This window comes from Balneola sp., assembly GCA_003712055.1.
GTDB lineage: Bacteria > Bacteroidota > Rhodothermia > Balneolales > Balneolaceae > RHLJ01.
Window position 1 is genome coordinate 162,765 of record RHLJ01000004.1, and the last position, 22,168, is coordinate 184,932.

14 protein-coding genes are annotated in these 22,168 nt (G+C 39.8%); 6 read left to right on the plus strand and 8 right to left on the minus strand.

Annotated features, from left to right (window positions below; genetic code table 11):
- The first annotated feature begins 24 nt into the window (after positions 1 to 24).
- From ED557_10505 to ED557_10515, 3 genes are all read left to right on the plus strand, one after another.
- Positions 25 to 1,134, plus strand: a complete 1,110-nt coding sequence (locus ED557_10505) for a hypothetical protein (GenBank protein ID RNC83133.1) — start codon at positions 25 to 27, stop codon at positions 1,132 to 1,134.
- A gap of 2 nt (positions 1,135 to 1,136) precedes the next feature.
- Positions 1,137 to 2,003, plus strand: a complete 867-nt coding sequence (locus ED557_10510) for a nucleotide excision repair endonuclease (GenBank protein ID RNC83134.1) — start codon at positions 1,137 to 1,139, stop codon at positions 2,001 to 2,003.
- 138 nt (positions 2,004 to 2,141) lie between these two features.
- The gene (locus tag ED557_10515) at positions 2,142 to 3,308 is read left to right on the plus strand and encodes an MFS transporter (GenBank protein ID RNC83135.1); all 1,167 of its coding nucleotides are present in this window, start codon (positions 2,142 to 2,144) and stop codon (positions 3,306 to 3,308) included.
- 190 nt (positions 3,309 to 3,498) lie between these two features.
- On the opposite strand, the gene ED557_10520 is transcribed toward ED557_10515, so the two are convergent.
- The 7 genes from ED557_10520 to ED557_10550 form a co-directional block, all read right to left on the minus strand.
- Positions 3,499 to 5,349 carry a glycosyl hydrolase gene (locus ED557_10520; protein ID RNC83136.1) on the minus strand — a complete coding sequence of 617 codons (1,851 nt, stop codon included), beginning with the start codon at positions 5,347 to 5,349 and terminating at the stop codon, positions 3,499 to 3,501.
- A gap of 401 nt (positions 5,350 to 5,750) precedes the next feature.
- On the minus strand, positions 5,751 to 8,375 hold the full coding sequence (locus tag ED557_10525) for an ABC transporter permease (GenBank protein ID RNC83137.1): 2,625 nt from the start codon (positions 8,373 to 8,375) through the stop codon (positions 5,751 to 5,753).
- Positions 8,375 to 10,999, minus strand: coding sequence for an ABC transporter permease (locus ED557_10530; protein ID RNC83138.1), 2,625 nt, complete (start codon positions 10,997 to 10,999; stop codon positions 8,375 to 8,377). The genes ED557_10525 and ED557_10530 overlap by 1 nt, the downstream gene beginning before the upstream one ends.
- Position 11,000: 1 nt before the next feature.
- Entirely contained in the window at positions 11,001 to 11,327 is a 327-nt protein-coding gene (locus tag ED557_10535; GenBank protein RNC83139.1) for a hypothetical protein, read from the minus strand.
- 277 nt (positions 11,328 to 11,604) lie between these two features.
- Positions 11,605 to 12,834, minus strand: coding sequence for a hypothetical protein (locus ED557_10540; protein RNC83140.1), 1,230 nt, complete (start codon positions 12,832 to 12,834; stop codon positions 11,605 to 11,607).
- Between the two features lie 45 nt (positions 12,835 to 12,879).
- Positions 12,880 to 14,094: an RtcB family protein gene (locus ED557_10545; protein ID RNC83141.1), complete on the minus strand. Its 1,215-nt coding sequence runs from the start codon at positions 14,092 to 14,094 to the stop codon at positions 12,880 to 12,882.
- A gap of 724 nt (positions 14,095 to 14,818) precedes the next feature.
- Positions 14,819 to 16,339 (minus strand): TROVE domain-containing protein, encoded by a 1,521-nt coding sequence (locus tag ED557_10550; GenBank protein RNC83142.1) that lies wholly within the window; start codon positions 16,337 to 16,339, stop codon positions 14,819 to 14,821.
- Between the two features lie 105 nt (positions 16,340 to 16,444).
- On the opposite strand from ED557_10550, the gene ED557_10555 reads away from it, so the two are divergent.
- The 3 genes from ED557_10555 (at position 16,445) to ED557_10565 (ending at position 18,658) form a co-directional block, all read left to right on the plus strand.
- The gene (locus ED557_10555; protein RNC83143.1) at positions 16,445 to 17,482 is read left to right on the plus strand and encodes a WYL domain-containing protein; all 1,038 of its coding nucleotides are present in this window, start codon (positions 16,445 to 16,447) and stop codon (positions 17,480 to 17,482) included.
- Positions 17,483 to 17,512: 30 nt separating this feature from the next.
- The gene (locus tag ED557_10560) at positions 17,513 to 18,211 is read left to right on the plus strand and encodes a class I SAM-dependent methyltransferase (GenBank protein RNC83144.1); all 699 of its coding nucleotides are present in this window, start codon (positions 17,513 to 17,515) and stop codon (positions 18,209 to 18,211) included.
- 108 nt (positions 18,212 to 18,319) lie between these two features.
- The gene (locus ED557_10565; GenBank protein RNC83145.1) at positions 18,320 to 18,658 is read left to right on the plus strand and encodes a hypothetical protein; all 339 of its coding nucleotides are present in this window, start codon (positions 18,320 to 18,322) and stop codon (positions 18,656 to 18,658) included.
- Positions 18,659 to 18,871: 213 nt separating this feature from the next.
- On the opposite strand, the gene ED557_10570 is transcribed toward ED557_10565, so the two are convergent.
- The gene (locus ED557_10570) at positions 18,872 to 22,003 is read right to left on the minus strand and encodes a DUF2135 domain-containing protein (protein RNC83146.1); all 3,132 of its coding nucleotides are present in this window, start codon (positions 22,001 to 22,003) and stop codon (positions 18,872 to 18,874) included.
- Positions 22,004 to 22,168: the final 165 nt, after the last annotated feature.

Consider the following 22,168-nt stretch of genomic DNA (forward strand, 5'->3'; position numbering starts at 1 on the left):
CTTTTAATACTTTGCTCAGTAATTTTGGTAACTAATGAGGCAAACGCACAAACTAACTTTGTAGATGGTTTGATTGTTACCATAAGTGGGGATACGCTTAGAGGGTTGATTGATTTTCAGGATTGGACATCATCTCCCGAAGAACTGTATTTCAAGAGAAGAGAAGGAGCAGATCAGGAATTCTATACCCCTAAAGACCTGCTTTATTTTGAAGTATCTGGAGAGCGATACATCTCCAAACTTGTTGATGTTGATCAAACACCATTAAGAGTATCAGGCCTTGCAAGTCCTGCTCCATTCAGTATAACAGAACATGCATTTCTCAGGGTATTAATTGATGGCCCAATTCCGCTTTATTTTCTTAGGGATACCAGGCCTCATTTTTATATCTCTACTGATGAAGGGACAAAAGAGCTAATCTCCAATCAATATTATGTCGTGCGTGATAACCGGAGAATATTGGCTCGAAAGAACGAACGTTTATACCAGGTTCAGTTGAGACAAGCATACCCGGAATGCTCATTTCTTATCACAGATGACCTAAGATATAGTGAGTCAGGGTTTAAGGAGTTTATTCTCGATTGCCAATCGGAAATGGGGCTTGGTTCGCCTACTTATATCAATATTAAGAAGCCTAATCAATTTAAGATTAATCCTTTTATAGGTTATGAGAGGAATGAACTCAATTATGTGCCAATTAGGCTCATGTTCGGAAGAGATTCAAAAACGATCGTTTTTGATGGGATTAGTTTTGGTGTGGTGGCAAAAATTATTAACTCAGGAAACCTGGAAAGAGGATCTGCAAACTTCTCCTTAGACTATGTTAGTTACTCTTCAAGCGAAGATAACATTGATACATTTGGCTTCTTGACGTTTAAAGCCTGGTATGGATATAAATTTGGTGCAACCGAAAATACGCCTTTTTTAGATGCCGGAGTAAGTATAACGGGCAGGCTGGGTAATACGGGAGATATAAAATTTGACGAGGATGTGAAGATTATACCGGGCGCACATTTTGCTTTGGGATATAAGTATGATTTCCTCTATGCGAAAACCTATTTTAATTTTCGTTCTTCCAGGCAAAGAGAAGTAAAACAGAGAATTATAGGAGTAGTATTAGGAACTGAGCTTTAACATTGACTCTCGATCTCTTCTTACCCATATCACAAACTCAAAAAGAGCGAGTTAACTCGGCGCTAAGAGAACGGCCACCGCATGAGCCCGGGGTATATACGATGTACAATAAAGCGGGTGAGGTTTTATATGTTGGTAAGGCAAAAGATTTGCATAACCGCCTAACTTCTTATAGATATTCAAAGTCGAAAAAGACGCAACGAATGATCGCCCAGTTACAACGTATCAGGTTTGAGATATGTAAATCGGAAACGGACGCTATTTTATTGGAGAATCTGCTTATTCGTTCTCTTCGCCCGCCCTTCAACGTTGCCAACAAAAAGCCGGAAACCTATTACTATATCTCAACTACCCGGCGTGGAAATAAACGGGAGTTTAGATTATCCATGCGCCAGCTCAAAGAATACCCAAAATGTTATGGGTGTTTCAAAGGGCATTTGAGAGTAAGAAGGGGCTTGGGGGGATTACTTAAATTACTGTTCGTTCTAGATACTGAAATCAAGCATGCTCATTTTTTACCCAGTCAGTTATTGAAGCGCATTACCCCAATGCGTTTTAATGTGCGTTTAAGTGATCAGGTGGGAGTTCAGGTGGATCAGTTGCTCCAGGGCAGGTCTTCCACACTCATCGACGATTTCGAAGAAATGATAGAGCTATCATCATTCAGAGATAAATTCACCTATAGCTACTTTAGAAATGAACTTGAATTGCTGAGGATGTTCTTTGTCCTGGGGCCCGAACGAAATCAGCTTATCAAAAAAGAGCTCCAATTGGATTCAGAACTTATTTCCCAGGACGAACTGGATGACCTTCAAGTGTTACTTGCTGAACGAAGGAATGAGGGAAATATACCCTTAGCTAATGGTTAGCTATGAATTATTACACAATGGTTATTTGTTATTGATGATTTACCAATAACCATTAACGACAAACAAAAACATACACCAAAACAAAATTGGATTGCAAGGATTTACCCGTATTTTTGGCGCTCACTACGGAAGTATTTCATGCCCCAACCTGGTACAACCTCGATTGATATAGAGAGGGAAAAAAAGCTAAAAAAAGAACTCAATGCTGTTTGCGCAGCCCTGTCCATTTTGGGTTTAGCTTTTTCAAGTTGGGCATCCAGGGTTCCCGATGTAAGAGACCTGGCTATACTCACGGCGGCTACATTAGGCTATGCCCTTCTGTTTAGAGGAGCAGGGACCATAGTAATGATGCCGATTGTAGCATCAGGAATAAACCGCTTTGGAGCTACTAAAGTTGTACTCTGGTCTGGGTTAATGGTCGCCTTTACACTCGTACCAATAGCTATGATGAATAACTGGATTGCTCTAGGTCTTTTACTAATGCTGATCGGCGCGGTATCCAGTGCGTTCAATATTTCAGTAAATGCACTGGGCGCTAAAGTGGAGATGGAATCGGGCACCTCTCATATGGGAAAAATCCACTCATGGTTCGGATTTGGGAATTTGGGAGGGGCACTGATTGGTACCTTAATGGCTCGTCTGGATGTATCGGTAGTCACCCATTTCATGGGGGTTTCAATACTTATGTTAGTAATCCTGGGTATGATCTACAGACATTTACCGGAGGACGCACCTCATCCTGATGCAGAAAAGCCAAAATATTCGTTGCCCAGAGGAGGGCTAATTGCCCTGGGTATTATTTGTTTTTTGGGAGCATGTATTGAAGGCTCTATTAATAATTGGGTGGGACTATTTTTTACCGATCACTTAAATGTATCACATGAGTTCGCACCCATTGGTTATACCTCATTTGCAGGCGCGTTGCTACTTATGAGAATTCTTGGTGATCGGCTAAAGAATAGATTCGGCCCCAAAAGGCTACTGGTAGTAGGCTCACTATCCGGTGCGGTAGGGATCGTTATTGCACTATATGCACCCAATATGGCAGTAGGGGCTATTGGTGTTTTCCTCGCTGGTGCCGGCGCTTCCTTAAACTTCCCCATGGTATTCAGTGCAGCAGGCCGGGAAGGGGCTATTGCCTTAACCTCGGTGGCTACCCTGGGATACGTTGGAGGTATGGTCTCACAGCCTCTGGTGGGCTTGATTGTAGAGCAATTCGAACTATTCGGCGGCTTCCTGTTTATTGCAATCTGTATGGTAATGACCGCTTATGTGGCCTTCAGGTCCAACCTGTTGAAAGGGTGAGGAAGTAAGAATATTGATTGAAGAATAAAGAAGTAAGAGCATCTTTCAATGTTCAATGTTCAATGTTCAATGTTCTTATTTTCTCTTTAACAAGTCATCCTGAGCATTCCTGCGAAGGATCATACTGGATATTAAGCCGGTTAGATTCTTCGGCGGTAGCCTCAGAATGACATATCAAAAAAGAAGGAAATCACTCCAACTCCCACACCCAGGTTACTTTTCCATCCACCTTGAAATCTTTGGAAAGATCGATACTGGAATCAGTAAAGATATTGGTTCCGGTTTTGAACTTATCCAGCACCTCATCCAGTACAGAACGAGGGATAGTAACCTCATCTTCATTGGAGTTCATAACTACCAAAATGGTTTGGTTCTCATGAATACGGAAATAGACATACACCCCGTTTTCAGGAACAAAATGCAGAAGGCGGCCATATTTGGCTGCATCTGAAGTTTGCCGCCAATTGCCCAGGCGGCTTACAAAATCAATAATCTCATTTTCCTTGTCTGTTCTACCTTCTTCAGTGAATACACTTCGGGAATCTCCTTCCCAACCTCCGGGCATATTTGGCCTGCGGTACTCGTCATCACCGCCACGGAACTCGTGCTCCATCATTAATTCTGTACCATAATACACTTGAGGAATACCGCGGGTAGTAAGTAAGAAGGTATAAGCCATTTTAAAATGTGCCTCATTCTTCCGAACACGTTCATAAATCCGATCCATATCATGATTATCCAGGAAGATTACATTCTTCATAGGATCGGTATAGAGGAAATCATTAGTAAGAATATTCCAGATCCGAGCCACCCCATTATCCCAGCCAAAACCCTCATTTAAAGCGGCATCAACTGCTTGAGCCAATGGAAAATCGGTCACACTTGGCAGGTAGGAATTATAGCCGTCATCAGTTCCTTCCTTGTCATATTGCCAGAATGCTTCCGGGCCCGGGAAATTAAGCCATGCTTCCCCAACGATATTGAAATTCGGATAGGCAGTTAGCACTTCTTTCGACCAGCGAGCCATATAATCTTTATCAGGGAATACATAGGTATCCATTCGAATACCATCAATTCCTGAGTACTCGATCCACCAAATAGTATTCTGAATCAGATAATCAGCTAGGAGCTCATTGTTTTGGTTTAGATCCGGCATTTCCCGGACAAACCAACCATTAAGTAGACGATTTGAGTCGTACTCTGAAGCATAAGGATCTGAAGCTACAGGTCCTCTGTAATTGGTTTGACCATATTTTTCCCAGCTATGTACCCAATCCTTAGTTGGAAGGTCCTCCATCCACCAGTGCTTATCACCAATATGATTATGGATCATATCCATGATCACTTTCATATCGTTCTTATGAACTTCGTCGATTAAGGCTTTGTACTCTTCATTACTCCCGAATCGTCGATCAACACGGTATAAATCAGTAGCCGCATAGCCATGATATCCCCCATACTCTACACTCATATCATTTTCAAAAATGGGAGTAAACCAAATAGCGGTCATACCAAGGTCCTTTATATAATCAAGGTGCTCTACCACACCTGCAATATCACCACCTTGTCTTCTTTCCGGATCTGAACGATCTGCAGACTCGATCATGCCTTCAATAGAATCATTATCAGGATTACCATTCGCAAATCGGTCGGGCATCATAAGGTAGATTAAATCCCCGGAGTCAAAACCTTGATTTCTACCTTCTAGAGGCTCCCTGGTTTTCAGCTCGTAATTGATCGTGGTAGTTTCATTCCCTTTTTTAAGGGCGATCTCCATTTCTCCTGGTTTGGCTTCTGGAGATACTTCTAGGTACAGGAACAAATAGTTCGGGGAGTCAACGGCCAGTTGTTTTTGGATGATTACACCGGGGTAATCGAGGCTTGCTCGATAGTGCCCAAGTTCTTCTCCATAAAGCTGAATTTGCAGCTCCTGCACGGGCATATTAGTCCACCAAAATGGAGGCTCAACAATATCTACCTGTGCGAAAGAAAGTGTATAAGTCGTAAAAGCAAATAGACTGACAATGAATAGTTTTTTCATAATAAAGGCTGATTCTAACATTTAGGAAAAGATAATACATAAGTGAAAGGACAGATTCCTATGTAAGTACTTTCATAAAAGTCAGTAGTAAAAAACTAAGCTATTACCTGAAATGAGACTATTTTGCTTTATTTGGAACCAATAAGAAGCAGTACAAAAGCGCCAACCAATATCCAGAAAGTATAACCGGCAATAGCAGGTATTAAAACGAACTCAAGTTGGATTAGTACTAATAAAAGAACGATAACTATAGCAGTTACCTTAAGGGCCATTTTTGTTTTAGAACTCATGGGACTAAGAATTAAGCTTTAAACGATCTAATGAACCCCGACCTAGACACAGTTAACCTAAGTTAAAAGAGCCAATAAGTAAACAGTATGGTATAAGCTTAGTATTAAGTTTTATTCTGATTTTAGACTATCAATAGGATTAGCCGTGGCTGTTTTAAAGGATTTGATACTAACCGTTAGCAAAGCCACACCAAGGGCAATTACAGCTGTAGATATAAATATCATAGGCCCCAGGTCTATTCGATAAGCAAAATCCTTCAGCCAGTTGTTTGCCAAAAACCAACCTACTGGAATAGAAATCAAAAGGCTTATCCCAATAAGTTTTATGAAATCTCTGTTTAGCAGTGTGATGATTTGAAGAAGGTTGGCTCCAAGCACTTTTCGGATCCCTATTTCCTTAGAACGCTGTTCCATCATAAACGAAGCAAGCCCAAATAATCCCATACAGGCAATGAACAATGCTAATATGGTAAAGTAGTTGAACATCTTACCAAGAGTTAGCTCGGTTCGGTACTGGTTATCAAAAGTGTCATCTAAAAAGGCATGGATAAATGGGAAATCCGGGGAAATAGCTCTTATCTCGTCTTCTACAAAACGCAGCGTCTCCTGCATATTATTAGGGGAGATTTTAAGCATGATTTTAGAATGCTGTTCGATGGGGGCATACCTGAGTAAAAGAGGGGCAATGCTGGAATGATAACTCATAAAGTTAAAGTCTTGAACAACGCCAACAATGCGTCCATCTCTACGCCAAAGAATGAAATCTTTGCCAACAGCTTCCTCTGGACTCCAACCAATACTTCTCGCCAACGACTCATTAATAATAAGGTGGTTTGCAGTATCAGGATCCATTTCCTCATCAAAATATCTTCCAGCAATCATGTCTACTCCCAGCATTTCCAGGTAATTGGTATTAATGATCCCGTTGAAGGTATCCAGATCGTAGTCTTCGGGTTTTCCATCCCAGTTAATGCCACTTGTTTGGCTTTCTATTTTTGTTGGAAGGTGAGACCCGGACGAAACAGAAAGGATGTTGGGGTTAGATGAGAAAGATTGTTTGAGCACATCAAAACGCGGCATTACTTCCGGATCTGTGATCTCAATAGTCACAATTTGATCGCGATTAAAGCCGGCATCCTTCGATTGAATATAATTCAGCTGCTGAAAGATGACGACAGAGGAAAGAACCAGGATGTTAGTAATAGCGAATTGACCAACTACTAAGAGGTTTCTCATTCTTCGGTTCGTGCTACCTCCTTTTATAGTTTTCTTGAACACACCAATCGGAGATAAACCCGACATATATAAAGCAGGATAGCTTCCCGAGATCAACCCAACAAGGGTGCCAATTCCTATGAAAAGAGCCCAGAATAGTGGGGTATTGAAAATCTGGAGGGAAACAGATTGCCCTAAAGAAGCTGATAGTGTGGGAAATAAAGTGATGACTATAACTAAAGCTAAGAATAACCCGGCCAGAGAGAACACCAAAGCTTCGGCAACAAACTGCATGATCAGATTAGACTGAAAAGCCCCATTTACTTTTCGTACCCCGATCTCTTTTGCCCGGTTCATAGATCGGGCTGTGGCTAGATTCATATAATTGATGCAGGCAATAATGAGGATGATAATTGCTATACCGGAAAGCATGTACACATAACGGGCGCTACTAATTTTTCCGGGATTAAAGTTTATACCTCCTGATTTGAGATACACATCTTTCAAAGGCTGTAGCGCAAAAAACGGCAGGTTTTGCGGGTTTTCTGAGTAGTAATCAGAGGTTAAAAGCTGAGGGTCGGACAGTGCCTTAATTCTATCCACTAAATCCGAAGGAGATACGGTGCCGTCAATTTTTATATAGGAGTAGGTATTATTGTTTAGCCAGAATGTACTTTCTCTTTCATATCCTGGCATTGAATTCATCGGAGCCACAAAATCGAACTGAAGGTGAGTGTTGGAAGGAACATCTTCAATAATTCCGGTTACAGTTCTAAGAAAAGGCTCTTCATCATCATAGGTAAAAAGAATGGCCTCACCCATTGCGTTGGATTCACCAAAGTATTTTTCAGCAAGCGAACGTGTAAGGACAATGGAGTTTGGGTTCTCTAATGAAGTAGCTGGATTTCCCGCTAACCAATCATAGGAAAAGAAATCGAAGTAGCTTTCATTTGTAAACAGGCCGTCTTCAAAAAAGGGTTGGTTATTTGTGCTGAGCAATGACTCTCTGATATCCAAAACGACAGCTGCTTCAATACCCTGGAAATCATCATTTAAAGCCAAAGATAATGGCGTAGGATTCACAGCATACCAATTGGTGCCCAGGTAAAAACCTTGTGGATCATTCCGAACTACACGATAAATTTTGTCGGAGTCTTCGTGTTGTCGATCATAGCTCATTTCATGAACCACGAACAACCCAATGAGTACAAAACTGGCCAGCCCAATAGCTAGTCCCAAAATGTTAATGAATGAATAGCCTCGGTATTTGAGGATGTTACGGATTGCAACTTTCAGGTAATTTCTAAACATATCTAAGGTCCAGTAAAAAGAGTGAATAATTTTTGAAGGGGCATATCTAAACACTTGCTTCCAGTACCACCAATCAGCCGCTCTAGGGCCATTCTTTTTAGAGAGATAAGCGTGATATTCTTCGAAATCGCCCAGAGTCGTTTTCCAAACATCATCATATTGAAGCTTGGTGAGGATCTTCTCCGCTAATTCTGGTGGTTTGTGATCCATTATTCCGATTTAATACTATCTACAGGGTTAGCAAGTGCAGTTTTAATCGAATTAAAGCTTACGGTGAATAGAGCGATCCCAAAGACTATTAACCCAGCAACAACAAAAATGAGAGGGTTGAGCTCAATTCTATATGCAAAGTCTTCCAGCCAGATACCTGAGATATACCAGGAAACTGGAATAGAAATCAGAAAGCTAATGCCAACCAGCTTAAGAAAGTCTTTATTAAGCAGGGCCAGGATTTGCATTACATTAGCACCCAATACTTTTCGAATACCAATTTCCTTAGTTCTCTGTTCTGAGATATAGGTAGCAAGCCCGAATAACCCCATACAGGCGATAAACAGGGCAAGCAATGAAAAGTAATTGAAGAGTGAGCCCAAACGTTGCTCGTCGTTATATAAGCTCAAATATCGTTCCTCCAAGAATGAGTATGAGAAGGGATATCCGGGGGAGAATTTCTTTATCGCTTCTTCCACACTTGCTAGGGTAGTTTGTATATCAACGCCATTAGATTTAAGCAGTACATAGCGTTGATTGCTTTGTGGGGTAAGCATAATAGCCAAAGGCGCTATAGATTGATCCAGAGATTGGAAGTTAAAGTTGTCAACTATACCCACAACAGCTCCTTGATTTCCCCATACAGAAAAGGATTTACCAACAGCTTCCTCTTTTGTCCAACCAATCTCTCTAATGGCCGCTTCGTTAAGGAGGTAGTCCCTCTCCGTCTCTTTAAACAAATCAGCACTAAATGATCTTCCTTCAACAATTTGAATATCTAGCATTTCAATGAAATCAAATCCAACTGGAGAGACATAAATGCCTAGCTCATCCTCTTCCTGCATTCCCTCCCATTCTGTTCCTCTGGTTTGGCTACTCATGAAAATGGGATCGAATTGAGAGGAAGAAACCTGTTCGATTCCGGGGATTTTCAATAGCTCAGCTTGTAAAGTTTCAAACTGGTCCCAAAGTTCGGAGTCTCGGTTTGGTATGGTAATGACCTGTTCTCTGTTTAATCCGGTATCCGTAGTTCTTAAAAAGTTCAATTGAAGGAATACCACAATAGAGCTAACCAGGAGAACTGCAGTAATGCTGAATTGCCCCACTACAAGAAGATTTCTAATGATAGAATTCTTTTTCCCTCCTTTAATGTGACTCTTAAGAATTAATACAGGCTTCAGCTTAGACATATAAAATGCCGGGTAGCTACCTGCAATTATTCCCACAACCAGGCTAAGAGCTAACGAAGTAATCCAGAACTCCCATTCAAAAAAGAATTGAGTGGTTAATTTGCGATTAAATAAGGTTTCGAAAACGGGTGCCGAAAAAATTACAAGAACAATAGCACCAAAAATCCCGAGAAGAGAAATCAGCACTGCTTCGGATAAAAACTGCATAACCAGGTTTGACTGGTAAGCTCCAATTACCTTACGAACCCCCACTTCTTTAGCCCGGGTAAGTGAACGGGCAGTAGAAAGGTTCATGTAGTTCACACAAGCAATCAATAGGATGATGATTGCGATAACCGCAAACATATACACGTTTTTAATATCGCCTGGTGTAGAAGGATTGAAATTTAAATGAGAAGAAGAAAGATGGATGTCCTCCAGCGACTGCAGTGAATAATTGGGAAGGGCGTTTGGGGTTTCTGAATAAAATTCGGAAGAACCAGTATACCTTGAAGCGAAGCCAGGTAGTTTTTCTGAAAACTCAGCTGCAGATACGCCTTCTCTTAATGTGATGAAGGTGTATACATTGCTATTCCCCCACTCATTCAGATTGTATTCGTAATACGGAGTAGTTTGATCGTTAACGATATAGTTAAAACCGAAATGTGAATTCTTTGGGGGATCGGCAACAACACCTGTTACGGTTTTTTCTACTTCTCTGCCATTAGGATACTCTTGCCGGATTGTTTTCCCCATAGGGTTTTCAGTACCAAATAGTTTTTCTACCATGCTTTGAGTAAGTACAATGGAATAAGGATCGGTTAACGCAGTTTCGCTATTCCCCATATACCAGGTATAAGTGAAGATTTTCGAAAATTCTTCATCAACTGCGATGCCCCATTCAATCATACTCTTTTCATCGGCCCTCAGAACGGTTCTGGAACTGGTAAAGTAGGCCGCGAATTCTACTTCAGGATAGTCTTCTTTCATGGTTGCAGCCATAGGAGTAGCCGTTACTGCATACCAATTCGAGCCTAGGTAGGTATTCTGTGGTTGTTGCTCAATAACCCGATAGGTGCGGTCGCTATGAGTATGAAAACTATCGTAATTGAGCTCAAACTGGATAAAAAACCCGATGATCAAAAAGCAAGCTAAGCCAATAGTTAACCCAACTATATTTACGAAGGAGTAACTCTTCTGCTTATTTAAATTTCTGAAAGCAATTTTTAGATAGTTCTTGAACATAGCGATGGACCAATAGAATTTGTGAGTGATTTTTGAAGGGGCGTATCGAAGTACTTGTCGCCAATACCATGCATCCGCTTCTTTTTTTCCTTTGTTAGAAACCAGGTAGGCGTAATACTCTTCGAAATCTCCAAGTGTGGTTTTCCAGACGTCATCATATTGAAGCCTGGTCAGGAGCTTTTCTGCTAATTTGGGAGGGTGAGGCAACATGCTAGCTAGCTCCAAACATTAATTGAGGAACTCCGCTCCACATGCTTTGCTGAACTTCATACGCATGGCGAAGGGCAGTTTTGCCATCACGGGTTAAGGCATAAATGCGCTTATGTCTCCCACCTCGTTCAGGGGTAGATTCAGAAAGAGAAGAGGAGAGATAGCCTCTTTTTTCCAGTCGCTCAAGGGGCATATAAATACCACCAAGCGACCATTCTTTTTCTGTCAGTTCAGATAGTTTTTCCTGGATAGGGATGCTATAAGCGTTTTCATCGAGTTTAAAAACGGCAAGTAAAATGTATTCTTCGGCTCTTGTTAAAAGCTTCATATTTCCAATTCTTATTTTTTGAAACTAATCGCAATACTACCTAAAAAAATATTTGTTTCAAATTTTTAGAAATGGATAGAAATTATATACAGACTTGTCACTTCGACCCAGCCTGGCCGATAGACGGGCGGAGGAGAAGTCTAAAGATTTCCATTAACGCCAATGTGCAGATTTTTCACCTCCATTCGGAGGATTCGAAATGACAAACCAAGAAAGTCTTGCGAGGAGTATCAAATACAGATTTGGATTCAATAGAAATCGACGAAGCAATCTTGAGCTAAAGGCTCAATGAGTCCGGTAATGTTAAGCCGTAATTTCTTTTACCTGTTGGTTTAAATGAATCCTCGAGGACCTGGAACCAGGGAATTCCGTAGGCTCCCTTTTTGACCTCCACTGTCACTATATCTCCAATTTTAACACGGTTATAAAAAGAAAGACTTACTTTTCCTTCTGTTTTTTTGGTATTCAGAGGGTGCCAATTTTCAGATAGAACCAAGTTATTAAAGTTATCAGATTGCTTCTTTTGAATTATCTCGGCTTGATATCTAACAGCAGAAGAAGTATCAAAAATCACGTTTGATATAGCTATAGCGGAACAAAAAAAGCCATATAGAAAAAAAGGGAACATATAAGTAGCTCCAAAATCGCTTTTCTTGGAAAAACCTACTTCATCAGTTTTGAAAAACAAAATTAATACGATGCAAAGTGAAAGAGGAATAGAAAAAACCCATATCCATTTAGTGGTGATAAAGTTGAAATCATAAAGCACCCTCATTCCTAGTGCACAAGTAGGGAATAATAGAGAAACAAATAGGGATGGGTAGATAGTGTTGGCTCTATCATTGATTTTCAAAAGCCCCTTGAATTGAATAATCAGAAAAATCGCAACAAACGGAATTATCATATTGAACAAAATTACTAGGTCGTATGGCGAAGGGAAAAATAATGCCAGGATCAATAGGATAAAGGAGGTGCCATTCAACCATTTTGTAGTCTTTTTAGCAAGTTCAAACCGTTCATTTCGTTCAAAATTATTTCTGCCAAACCGTTCATCAGCAACAATTTCATTTGCCTCCCTTGTAAGTTTATATAAGCTTAGTTCATCAAAGTTTTGTGAGAGGAAATTGATTAGAGATATACTGTCTTCAAGATAGCGCGTTACTTTTAGGGGCTTTTGATTTTTTGACTTGGGAATTATTCTGAAATAGTTTTCATCAATCTCAAAACCTTGTATTTCTGCAAGGAACATAGAGTGGGATTTAAACGCAACTTGATGAAAAAAAAGATCCTTTTTGACAATAAGTACCTCACGATAAGTTCTAATTAAGGCATAAGTAGAAAAAGAAAAAGCAATTAGACCCAGCATAAAAAGTAATACAAGTACCCATATATCCTCCGATACCCGATCAAATAGAACATTGTATAAAAGAGCGATTCCAAGCCCTCCAAATAGCAGGCATAGAGCATAAATAAAAATTCGCCAACCGGGGGATATTCTGAATTCCATATTTAAAAATAATACCAGGCTAGCGATGTAACAACAGGATTTAATTCAGATTGAAATCAAAATCAAAATATGCTTACCGTCACTCGCCATTGCCACACCAATAGGAGTGAGGGTATGGGTTATTCGGATTGTATCCTGATGGAAACTAAGTACCTCCTCCAGCTTTTTATAACATTGTGGGCTTTCGTCAGCACCGCCACCTCGAAGTTCAATGCCTCTCTTGACTGCATCGCGTTGAGTGTTTTTATAATTCACCTCTCCGCGTTGCACCTGGATTTTTCTTCCATGTTTCCATTTGAACTTTCCGGCAGCTTTCCTTCTGCTCATAACGCGTCCAGCGCCATGAACTGTTGAATACAATCCTTTTTGTGATTCCTTGGAATCAACACCCTCAATGATTACCGAATCATCGAACATATTAGCTCCAATAAATCCGGCTTGTCCTGGAAATGCAGGAGTACAACCTTTACGAACTACCCAGTACTCTTCACCAAAATGTTGTTCTTTCCATGCAAAGTTGTGATGGTTGTGTACTTCGTAGTTGGATTCAGTTCCAAGGATTTCCAGGACTTTATTTACTACGGCATCACGTCCTGCATAAGCATATCTGCCGGCTATTTCCAGGGCCTGAATATAATCCATACCTATTTCTGAATGGGTATCAAAAAGAATAGGCTTTCCATTCATTGGGCCTTCGTTGGCATGTTCACCAAACCCCTTCCCCTGGGAAAGAGCAATGAACCCGGTAGTTATATTATGGCCGAAACCTCTTGATCCAAAGTGAACTCCTATCCAAAGGAATCCCTCAGTATCACGAAATAAATCCACGAAGTGGTTTCCGGATCCTACAGAACCCAATTGTTTAGCCGCCTTACTTTGAAGTTTATTCTGGATGTGGTTCGTCATTTTTACCTGTAAGTCTGGTATTTCATCAAGTACGGGATGATCAATTGGGTTCGGGTTAGGTACTCCAGCTCCAAATCCAATTTGTTTCCAGATCTCATCCATAACTTTTGCAATATTGACATCACTTGCCTGTACAGGTGTACGTACCGCTTTATTGCCACAGGCTATATCAAAGCCTACTCCAGATAGCGAAATCTTGTTTCTATAAGCAACGGCTCCCCCAATTGGGTGTCCATATCCATAGTGAGCATCAGCTGTAAGAACAGCATGGTCATCTTCACTAAAACAGTTTTTTATTTGTTCAATAGAAGAGGGTTCAATGATTTCCTCTCCAAAAATTTTCAAGTTTTCCATAGTTAATAAATATCTGGAGGCAACAGGCGAAAAGCCGCTTTTTTCGTGTTTTTACCACTAAACTATCCCACCCCGAAAGTGTTCGAGATTGGGAGCCGGATTCGAACCGACGTCACGCGATCCTGAGTCGAAGTAAGGCTACTCTACAGCACTCCAAAATTAAAAGATTAATACAAAAGGGCGACATTCAGTTTACCGTAACCGGATTCGAACCGGACTCACTCATTTCTGAGTTTCACCATCGAAGTAGGGTAAACTAACAGCACCTAATGTGTTTAGAGTAATAGTCAATCAGAAATGAATTTCCGCCATCCTAATAACTTAGGAGCAGGGTTCGAACCTGCACATCTATAAAAGATCAGTTAAGCATTTGCTTCACCGGCGTCTACCGAAGTATTCCGATTTACAACATCTAAATGTCAAAAAGGGATTGAGGTAACCTTCGAAAAGTCTTCTCGTGCTCTACCAACTGAGCTACCCCATCCGAAAGTTTTCGGGATCGAGAGCCGAACTCGAACCGGCGACCACGTCGTTATGGCGAAGTATGACTTATCTACAACACTCAATCAATATGTTAATTCGGAGTAACAAGCGAAATAAGTGGGGAATCGCATTCCGGGAGTCGAACCCGGCATAGCTCTATGGCTAAGTCCTCCCCTAACGTGAGCGAAGTATCTTATTTCAACAACATCCGAAATTTGCCCCGGCTCTGAGGCCGGAGCTTTTATAATTCCATGCGCTTAATTTCTGAAAGCGTAGAATCACCTTCTTCAAGCGCATTCAAAACATCAAATATTTTATCAGACCATCCAGCGACTAGAAATACATCACTATTTTCAATTCGAAGCGGAGTATTTCCATAGCCTGCAAGGTCAAACAAATACAGTTTAGCACTTGGTGCGATGGAAGCTTTATACTCTTTCCACAAAGTGGAGAAAGAGTTTTTTCTTCCACGTGTATCCCACATCTGGCAGTCAGTAAACAGCATCACTTTATCAACTACTTTTCGATTTTTGATTAGTGATTTGATCACTTTATATCCATTTGTGGCATACCCAACTGAACCTTCGATTCGGTTAAGTTTCTGGGTATTTGCTAGAACATTGGTAGAAGGTAAGTTGACCTGCTTCCACGAATCTCCGAAAATTCCAGTAATCACGTTTTTACTCCTCATGTTCATCAACATTCCAAGAAGCAAACCAACATCATAAAGTTGGATAGAGCTATTTTTGGAAATTGGGTAAAACATGGAGCCGGAAACATCGCACGCAATTACTACTCTTGTATTTAAGCCAAACCCTTTTAGGTTAGCTGTAGAGTGCATCGCTGCAACCTCAAGGCTATCCAGGATATAGGAAGCATATTCACTTTTTACTTTCTCGATTTCCCGGTAAGCGGACAATAACCTAAAAGGTAGCTGCCTGGAGCGTTCAACTTCTCCTGGAGAGCTCAAACGATCTACAACAGTTTTAATAGATTCCTTACCTACTTCAGCCTCAAGAATATTCCTCAAGTTTCGCATAAGAGCCATATATCCGATTTTGCCGCTTTCAATTAACTCTTCCCACTTGTTTCTGAAAGCAAGTTCTTTTTCGCTTTTTGACGCAAATCTCTTTGTGCCAAGCATAGAAAGCTCTACTTCCCACGTGTATGGAGTAGCTAAATTTTTATCAGCGATTTTATCGAATAGAGACTGTTTCTCTTCTGATTCAGCTTTTGGACGAACCAGGAACAATGCATCTCTAAGTGTGATTTCAGCCGGGCGGTCATACTTTGCAAATTGATACTCATCAAATTTGTTGAATGAACTTCCCAGGCCTTTTTGTACCTGCTTAGATAGTTTATTTAATTTCTTGAACCCTGTACGTTCGTTGGCTGCTGCATAGCAAGCCAAAAGCTCAGTAATTTCATCTGCTCTTTGGATAACCTTGGATACAGTATTACTAACCAGGCTATCGCCTTGATGTACACGAGCAAGTTCGGTAACCAAAACCAAAGGAATGGAACGAAGATGCATTTTTGTACGGGCATAAACAGCCAGTTTAGCAACAAATATAGGGTCGACTTGAGCAATCAATGATCTGATTCTCTCAATCCGACTTTTTTCCGAGGTATAGAAAGGATTACCCAAACCAGCAGTAACTACTGCAGAGTAAAGCTCCATCTTGGGAGAGAGCCTTATTGCCCTCTCCCCCTCATAGTTGAGGACCTGCTTTCTCTTTCTATTTAGTACATTGAATTTCATGATCTTTTTTGATTGCATTTTTAATTACGAGACAATGATAAAAGAGAACTGCGCAGTCTTTTTGCGCAGCAAATTTTTTTTTCTATTTTTTTTAAAAAAGATTGAATGCCGGTAAATAGAAATGCTTTAATTCGTTACAGGACTATTGATAATTGCTTAAGAAACAGGCAAAGATTATGGACTCTGGAAGATTTAATAGAGAGATGCTCTGAGGCTTTATATGAATATGAAGGTATTGATAAAGGGGTAAGCCGAAGAACAGTTCAGTCAGATATTCAAATAATGAGATCGGACAAGCTAGGATATAATGCTCCGATTATCGTAGAGCGGAAGAAGTATTATTCCTATTCAGATCCTGAATATACAATCACAAATATTCCACTTACTGAGCAGGATATAGGAACCTTAAATGAAGTCGTAGAGATACTTAAGCAGTTCAAAGGTTTTTCCCATTTCGAAGACATGGACGGAATGATCAAAAAACTGGAGAATAAAGTATACCGAAGCCAACCGAATTCGAGATCAATTATTGATTTTGAAAAAAATGAAGGGTTACGAGGACTTCATCATCTGGATGATTTGTACCAGGCGATTTTAAATAAAAGTGTTCTGGCAATTACTTACCAATCATTTCGTGCCCGAAAAGCCAATGAATTAGAATTTCACCCTCAGTTTTTAAAGGAGTATCGGAATCGATGGTTTGTAGTTGGAGGTAAGAGTAGAGATGCACATCCATTAAATCTCGCGCTTGATCGCATTCAGGAGATTAAAGTTTTGGAAGACAAAAAGTATTTGTCGTTGAATTTAAATCCACAGGATTTTTACCGGCATGTAATTGGAGTAACTACGAGTCCAAATATGAGACCGCGAGAAGTTATGATCTTTGTAGACCGGGGAAATGCTCCATATGTGCTTACAAAGCCACTTCATCATTCTCAGCAGCTCGTTAGAAAAGTAAAGGATGGGATAATAATTTCTATTCATGTTCAATTTAATTTCGAACTGGAACGAGAAATCCTGGGCTTTGGGGAATCCATGAAAGTACTTTCCCCTCCGGGATTAGCTAAGCGTATAAGTAATAAATTATATCTGGCACGACGGAATTACGAAGACTCTTCTTATCCGATAGAGTCGGAGTTTTGATTTGGATATGATATAGTATCGAAGTAAGGTATGACTGAACCACAAAGAGAAGCGAAAAGAGTAAAGAAACCCTGGCCGACAAAAGCGGCTATGGCACAGGTTTATAGTGAGTATCTTTGGGGTGGTGAATCTCATGACTTCTATTCTGGGGAAGGGTCGCATTTACCAGGGTTAGTAGAGCCTTATGTAGAAATTGTTTCAGAATTCCTTACTTCATTTGAGACTCCAATAACCGTTTGTGATTTAGGTTGTGGTGATTTCAATGTGGGCAAACAGCTTATTCAGCATACTAAAAAGTATGTGGCTGTTGATATTGTACCGGAACTAATCCAAAGGAATAAGAAACTGTTTGAAGCAGAGAATTTAGAGTTTCACTGTCTGGATATAGCCACGGATGATTTACCAGCAGCAGACTGTGTGATACTTAAGCAGGTGCTTCAGCATATCTCCAACAAAGAAGTTCACCAGGTAGTAAAAAAACTGGCGGGTTATAAGTATGTGATTGTTACAGAGCACATACCCGATGGTGAATTTGAGCCCAACAAGGATATTATTTCAGGGCAGGGAACACGGCTAAAAAAGCTAAGTGGTATTAACCTTACTGCTCCACCATTTTACTTTAAGGCTAAAGAAGGAAAGCTACTTTTATCTATTCCGCTAGAGAAGGGAAAGGGAGTAGTTGATACAAGATTATATCATACCATTCATAAACATCTGATTCGAAGTTGAGTGAGTATATAATTTACCTTCCTTACCAAAGGTAAAAGCAAAATGGCTGATTATTGCATCGATTAACATTATTTGGCAACTTTTGTGTTAACGATATAATTGTAAGTGATGGCTGATAATAAACAAGAAATAATCCCACCTAAGGAAGCTGTTCAAGTCTTAAAAGGAATCATCGAAGGTAAATATGATTTCAAGTTCGAACCCTCATTCATTTGGGCGGATAAGTACACCACGAGTATTCGATTCAATTGTGAAGGTTACATCATTCAAATTTTTGTAGATACGGGTGACCTGGATTATGTGGATTTCATCACTGCTTCGGATGGGCGCGAAGGTAAATATGATTGGTGGTCTGAGGAAGTACACGGAGCAGAAGACGCGATTGATTTATTATCAGAGGAGGAACAACAAATCCTGATCAGCAAGTTTGAGGAAAAATCCAGGTAAGATCACAATAACCAGCCATGGCTACCGGTTACCGCACTGGCTGTGGTATAAGGCTTAGTAGAAAGAGAATCCGGTGAGCCCGGTTAAAAAAGCAAAGCTAATCTTATCTAGTCCTCTAGAGAAGGGAAAGGGAGTAGTTGATACAAGATTATATCTTACTATCTAAAGAGGCTGAGCGATTGTAATCTCCTGTATTTACAAAGTGTACTTATATCATTCCCAGACAATAGAACCAATTTCAATTATATCTTTAGGCTCTTTAAGCTGACGTGTAAATTTTTTGACCTGTTGATTCTTTGAGCCATAGTTTGTGTAAATAGCAACTTGGAGGGAAATTGGGCCGGAGACTTTTTGAACCCGGTCGTCAAAAAAATCTACCTCAACTTTATACTCACCAGGAGATGCCTTCTTTAGAAGGTATTCTTCCGGACCATATCCAGAGGTGTTGTCGTATGTTAACTTTCCTCCAAGTTTGGTTAGGAGATTATTGTAAGAACATTTTTCTCCGTTTGGCTCAGTAACCCATAGGTCTAAATCTGTGTCCATAACATTCCATGTAAGAATGATTCGAATATCAACAGGAAGGTGAACGATCAATTCAAGATCTATCTCTGAAAGGTCAAGTGTATCAATTCTGGCAATTATGGAATTCATCTCATGTAATACTGTAGTCTTGAATTGAGGAGGAGTTGTAGCCATATCCCAGTCATGCGTAATGATCTCGTAAAGCAGATCGACTGCTTTTTGGTACTCTTTGTTAGCTTCGTATGCTAATGCCAGATCTCTTTTAGATTGAGGTTCAAAGGATCTTATATTCAATATTTTTTTAAGTAAGAATATGCTTTTTTCAAACTCGCCTAATTCTTGATATTTATTGGCTAACGTTTTTAAAAGTTCATGGTTTTCAATATTTAATTCTGCGAGGTTTGATAAAACCTTAAGGCCAATCTCCGTCTCATTTTCTTCAAGAAAAAAAGTTCCAACGCTTAGGTAAAAGCTTGGCGCAGAGCCATAATTTTCTCGTAATGACAAATACTCTCTGTATCGATTCTTCTTCGAAGTCTTCTTTAAAGCTTCGATATAGGGTTCATTTTCATTCCAACTCTCTGTTATAATGCTAAGGCTCGAGTTTGCTTCAGAATATTCTTCAATCGAATCGCGATCCAGATATAAATCAGTAGTTTCTGATGCTACTCTAGCTTCAACAATGCTACCAGTTAATTCTCTTCTCGCAATTGGTGAATAACCCGATACAACCAATTCATTCGAACTAACAACTCCAAAATCCAGGATTATTTCACCATTAAAAGTATCGTTCACTAATACTTCTTTTGTTTGATATCCAATAAAAGTAACAACTAGATAATCGTTTGGACGAGCATTGATCCCATAAAAACCATTCTCATTGGAAGAAGTGCCAACGGATGTACCCTTTATTACAATATTTGCTCCTGGTACAACTTCACCGTCTGTATCAATAATCCGACCGGTAACTGTTTGATTAAAAATAGTTGTATCTATCGTTTCAACGGAGCGGCGAAATCTAGATTGGTCACTTACGGTTCTATTAGGTGGGGACTCTGTTTTTGAATCTTTCTTTTCCTGCTTCCACCAGGAAATAGATTGGTCGAAATCCTGTAAAGCACGTTCAATTATTTTCTTTTTTGATAACGGAATCTCCTCAGGTTTTTTACTTAGAAGTTCTTCATACTCTGCTTTTAGTTCACCTGGAGGTTCAATTTCGTATCGTACATAGTCTTCGATTCTATCCAGAACAATTAAGGAAGTATATTGGGTGATTATTTGATGCTCTTTTGCGAAAGCTATTATCTCTTCTTTTTTATGATCTGGGTTAGACAATTGAGCAGTTATTTTTTTGTTCGCCCATAATCTTTTAACCCCACTGTTGTTTGAAGACCGAGAGATTATAATTTCTTTTCGTTCAGTAATGTTACCCCCAGAGCCAAAATTAAGCGTTACTTTTCCTTCGATACCTGACTGTATTAACCCAGCTACAGAAAAACCCTGGTACTCTTGTATCAAAGTAGGGGTATTGGGATATAATTCCTTGATAAATAAAGAATCATATTCGGCTCCTAAAAAATAGTGAGGTGTAGTTGTAAGAATCTTAAAAGCCTCGCTATATGGAGTACTCAAGAGATTAATAAAGCTTCCTCCGTTTTTTTCAGCTAAATTTTTTGAGTAATTAGCATCATTTGAGGTAGAAGAGGAAATAATATAAGTCGGCTTGCTAATAGGCAGATGAATCAATTTATCAAGATTTGGTAGACCATCCGTAAAAAACAGTATTTCATCCGCGTTAACAGTACTAAAGGGAATACTAGAATAACTGGTACCCCCATCATAAGTTATTTTTTTTATCTCTTTTAGTAATCTATCCGACTTACCATTCACTATTTCGAGTTCCTTAGTTTGGTGAAGTTGATTACTAAAACTTAAAAAATGCACTTTTACCTCAGATAGATGTTCCAGGTAGTTTTGAAGTAGTTCTAGCTCAAGTTCTATATTTCTATCAAATAGGGATTTCGAAGCATCCCATAAAACTGCAATTGAAGCAGGTTTTGGCTTCTCTTTATTAATGCTTTCGATATCAGTTAGCAGGTAGAAATAATCCTCACCATTAGTTGAAGCTTCTCGAAAAACCCTTTCGCTATCAGTGGCGGGAATTTCAAAACTCAAGATTCCATCAGCTAGAAAATTATGCAGTTTTTTCTCAGCTATATATGAGCTTCTCCATTTCTCAAACTGAAAGTTAACCAAGTCGTTGTTGAGTAAGTTTGGAGATAGCTCTTGATTACTTACCTCTACTCTAATCCGAAAATTCTCTACTGTACCAAAAGAAGACACAAATTGATAAACAGGAAGCTTTGTATTTAACTCTTCTTCATATCCTATTAGCACAGATTTTCTGCCTTTTGCAGGTATAGGATATACTCGTGCTTTATAGTTGTTGCCGGTTGTTTTTTCAAGCAAACCAGGATCGATGATTTGTCGCACTACACCTTCAAAAGCCTTTTGCCCAAGGTTTTTTTCAACGACCACTCCCTCTCTGAGTTTCCCATTAACATCCATTGCAAAGCGATACACATTTTGATTATCGGCTAAAGGAAAACGAAGTTCTCCCTCAAGTACCCGGTCATTAGGGTTATAAAAAGTCATCTTTGCAGTAGTGCGGGCTATATTGCCTATTACTACTATTTCTATTTCCAGAGACTCAAGCCTTATCTCTGCTTCTTCATTTAGTATTTGTAGAATACCAGGTTGTTGGGCAAGTATCGCTGATGAGGTAAGTATTGCAAAAAGGCAGATAGTAACAGTTTTCATAATAACCCTAGAGATTTAGTTAAGACCGTTCAATGGCTTAAAGCATGCACTAAGAACTATTAAAAATTGTAAATAGTACCCGAAAAGAATTATTTGCTGCTACTAGACAGCTCACAAGAAAATATTTTTAACCCCTGCGACTTTTGATAACCCGTTTCAGTCTTA

Bases quoted from the DNA above. Each gene is read 5' to 3' on its own strand.
- ED557_10545 (RNC83141.1), bottom strand. From the start codon at position 14,094: ATGGAAAACTTGAAAATTTTTGGAGAGGAAATCATTGAACCCTCTTCT.
- ED557_10560 (RNC83144.1), top strand. From the start codon at position 17,513: ATGACTGAACCACAAAGAGAAGCGAAAAGAGTAAAGAAACCCTGGCCG.
- ED557_10555 (RNC83143.1), top strand. From the start codon at position 16,445: ATGCCGGTAAATAGAAATGCTTTAATTCGTTACAGGACTATTGATAAT.
- ED557_10570 (RNC83146.1), bottom strand. From the start codon at position 22,003: ATGAAAACTGTTACTATCTGCCTTTTTGCAATACTTACCTCATCAGCG.
- ED557_10550 (RNC83142.1), bottom strand. From the start codon at position 16,339: ATGAAATTCAATGTACTAAATAGAAAGAGAAAGCAGGTCCTCAACTAT.
- ED557_10515 (RNC83135.1), top strand. From the start codon at position 2,142: ATGCCCCAACCTGGTACAACCTCGATTGATATAGAGAGGGAAAAAAAG.
- ED557_10530 (RNC83138.1), bottom strand. From the start codon at position 10,999: ATGTTGCCTCACCCTCCCAAATTAGCAGAAAAGCTCCTGACCAGGCTT.
- ED557_10525 (RNC83137.1), bottom strand. From the start codon at position 8,375: ATGGATCACAAACCACCAGAATTAGCGGAGAAGATCCTCACCAAGCTT.
- ED557_10520 (RNC83136.1), bottom strand. From the start codon at position 5,349: ATGAAAAAACTATTCATTGTCAGTCTATTTGCTTTTACGACTTATACA.
- ED557_10565 (RNC83145.1), top strand. From the start codon at position 18,320: ATGGCTGATAATAAACAAGAAATAATCCCACCTAAGGAAGCTGTTCAA.
- ED557_10535 (RNC83139.1), bottom strand. From the start codon at position 11,327: ATGAAGCTTTTAACAAGAGCCGAAGAATACATTTTACTTGCCGTTTTT.
- ED557_10540 (RNC83140.1), bottom strand. From the start codon at position 12,834: ATGGAATTCAGAATATCCCCCGGTTGGCGAATTTTTATTTATGCTCTA.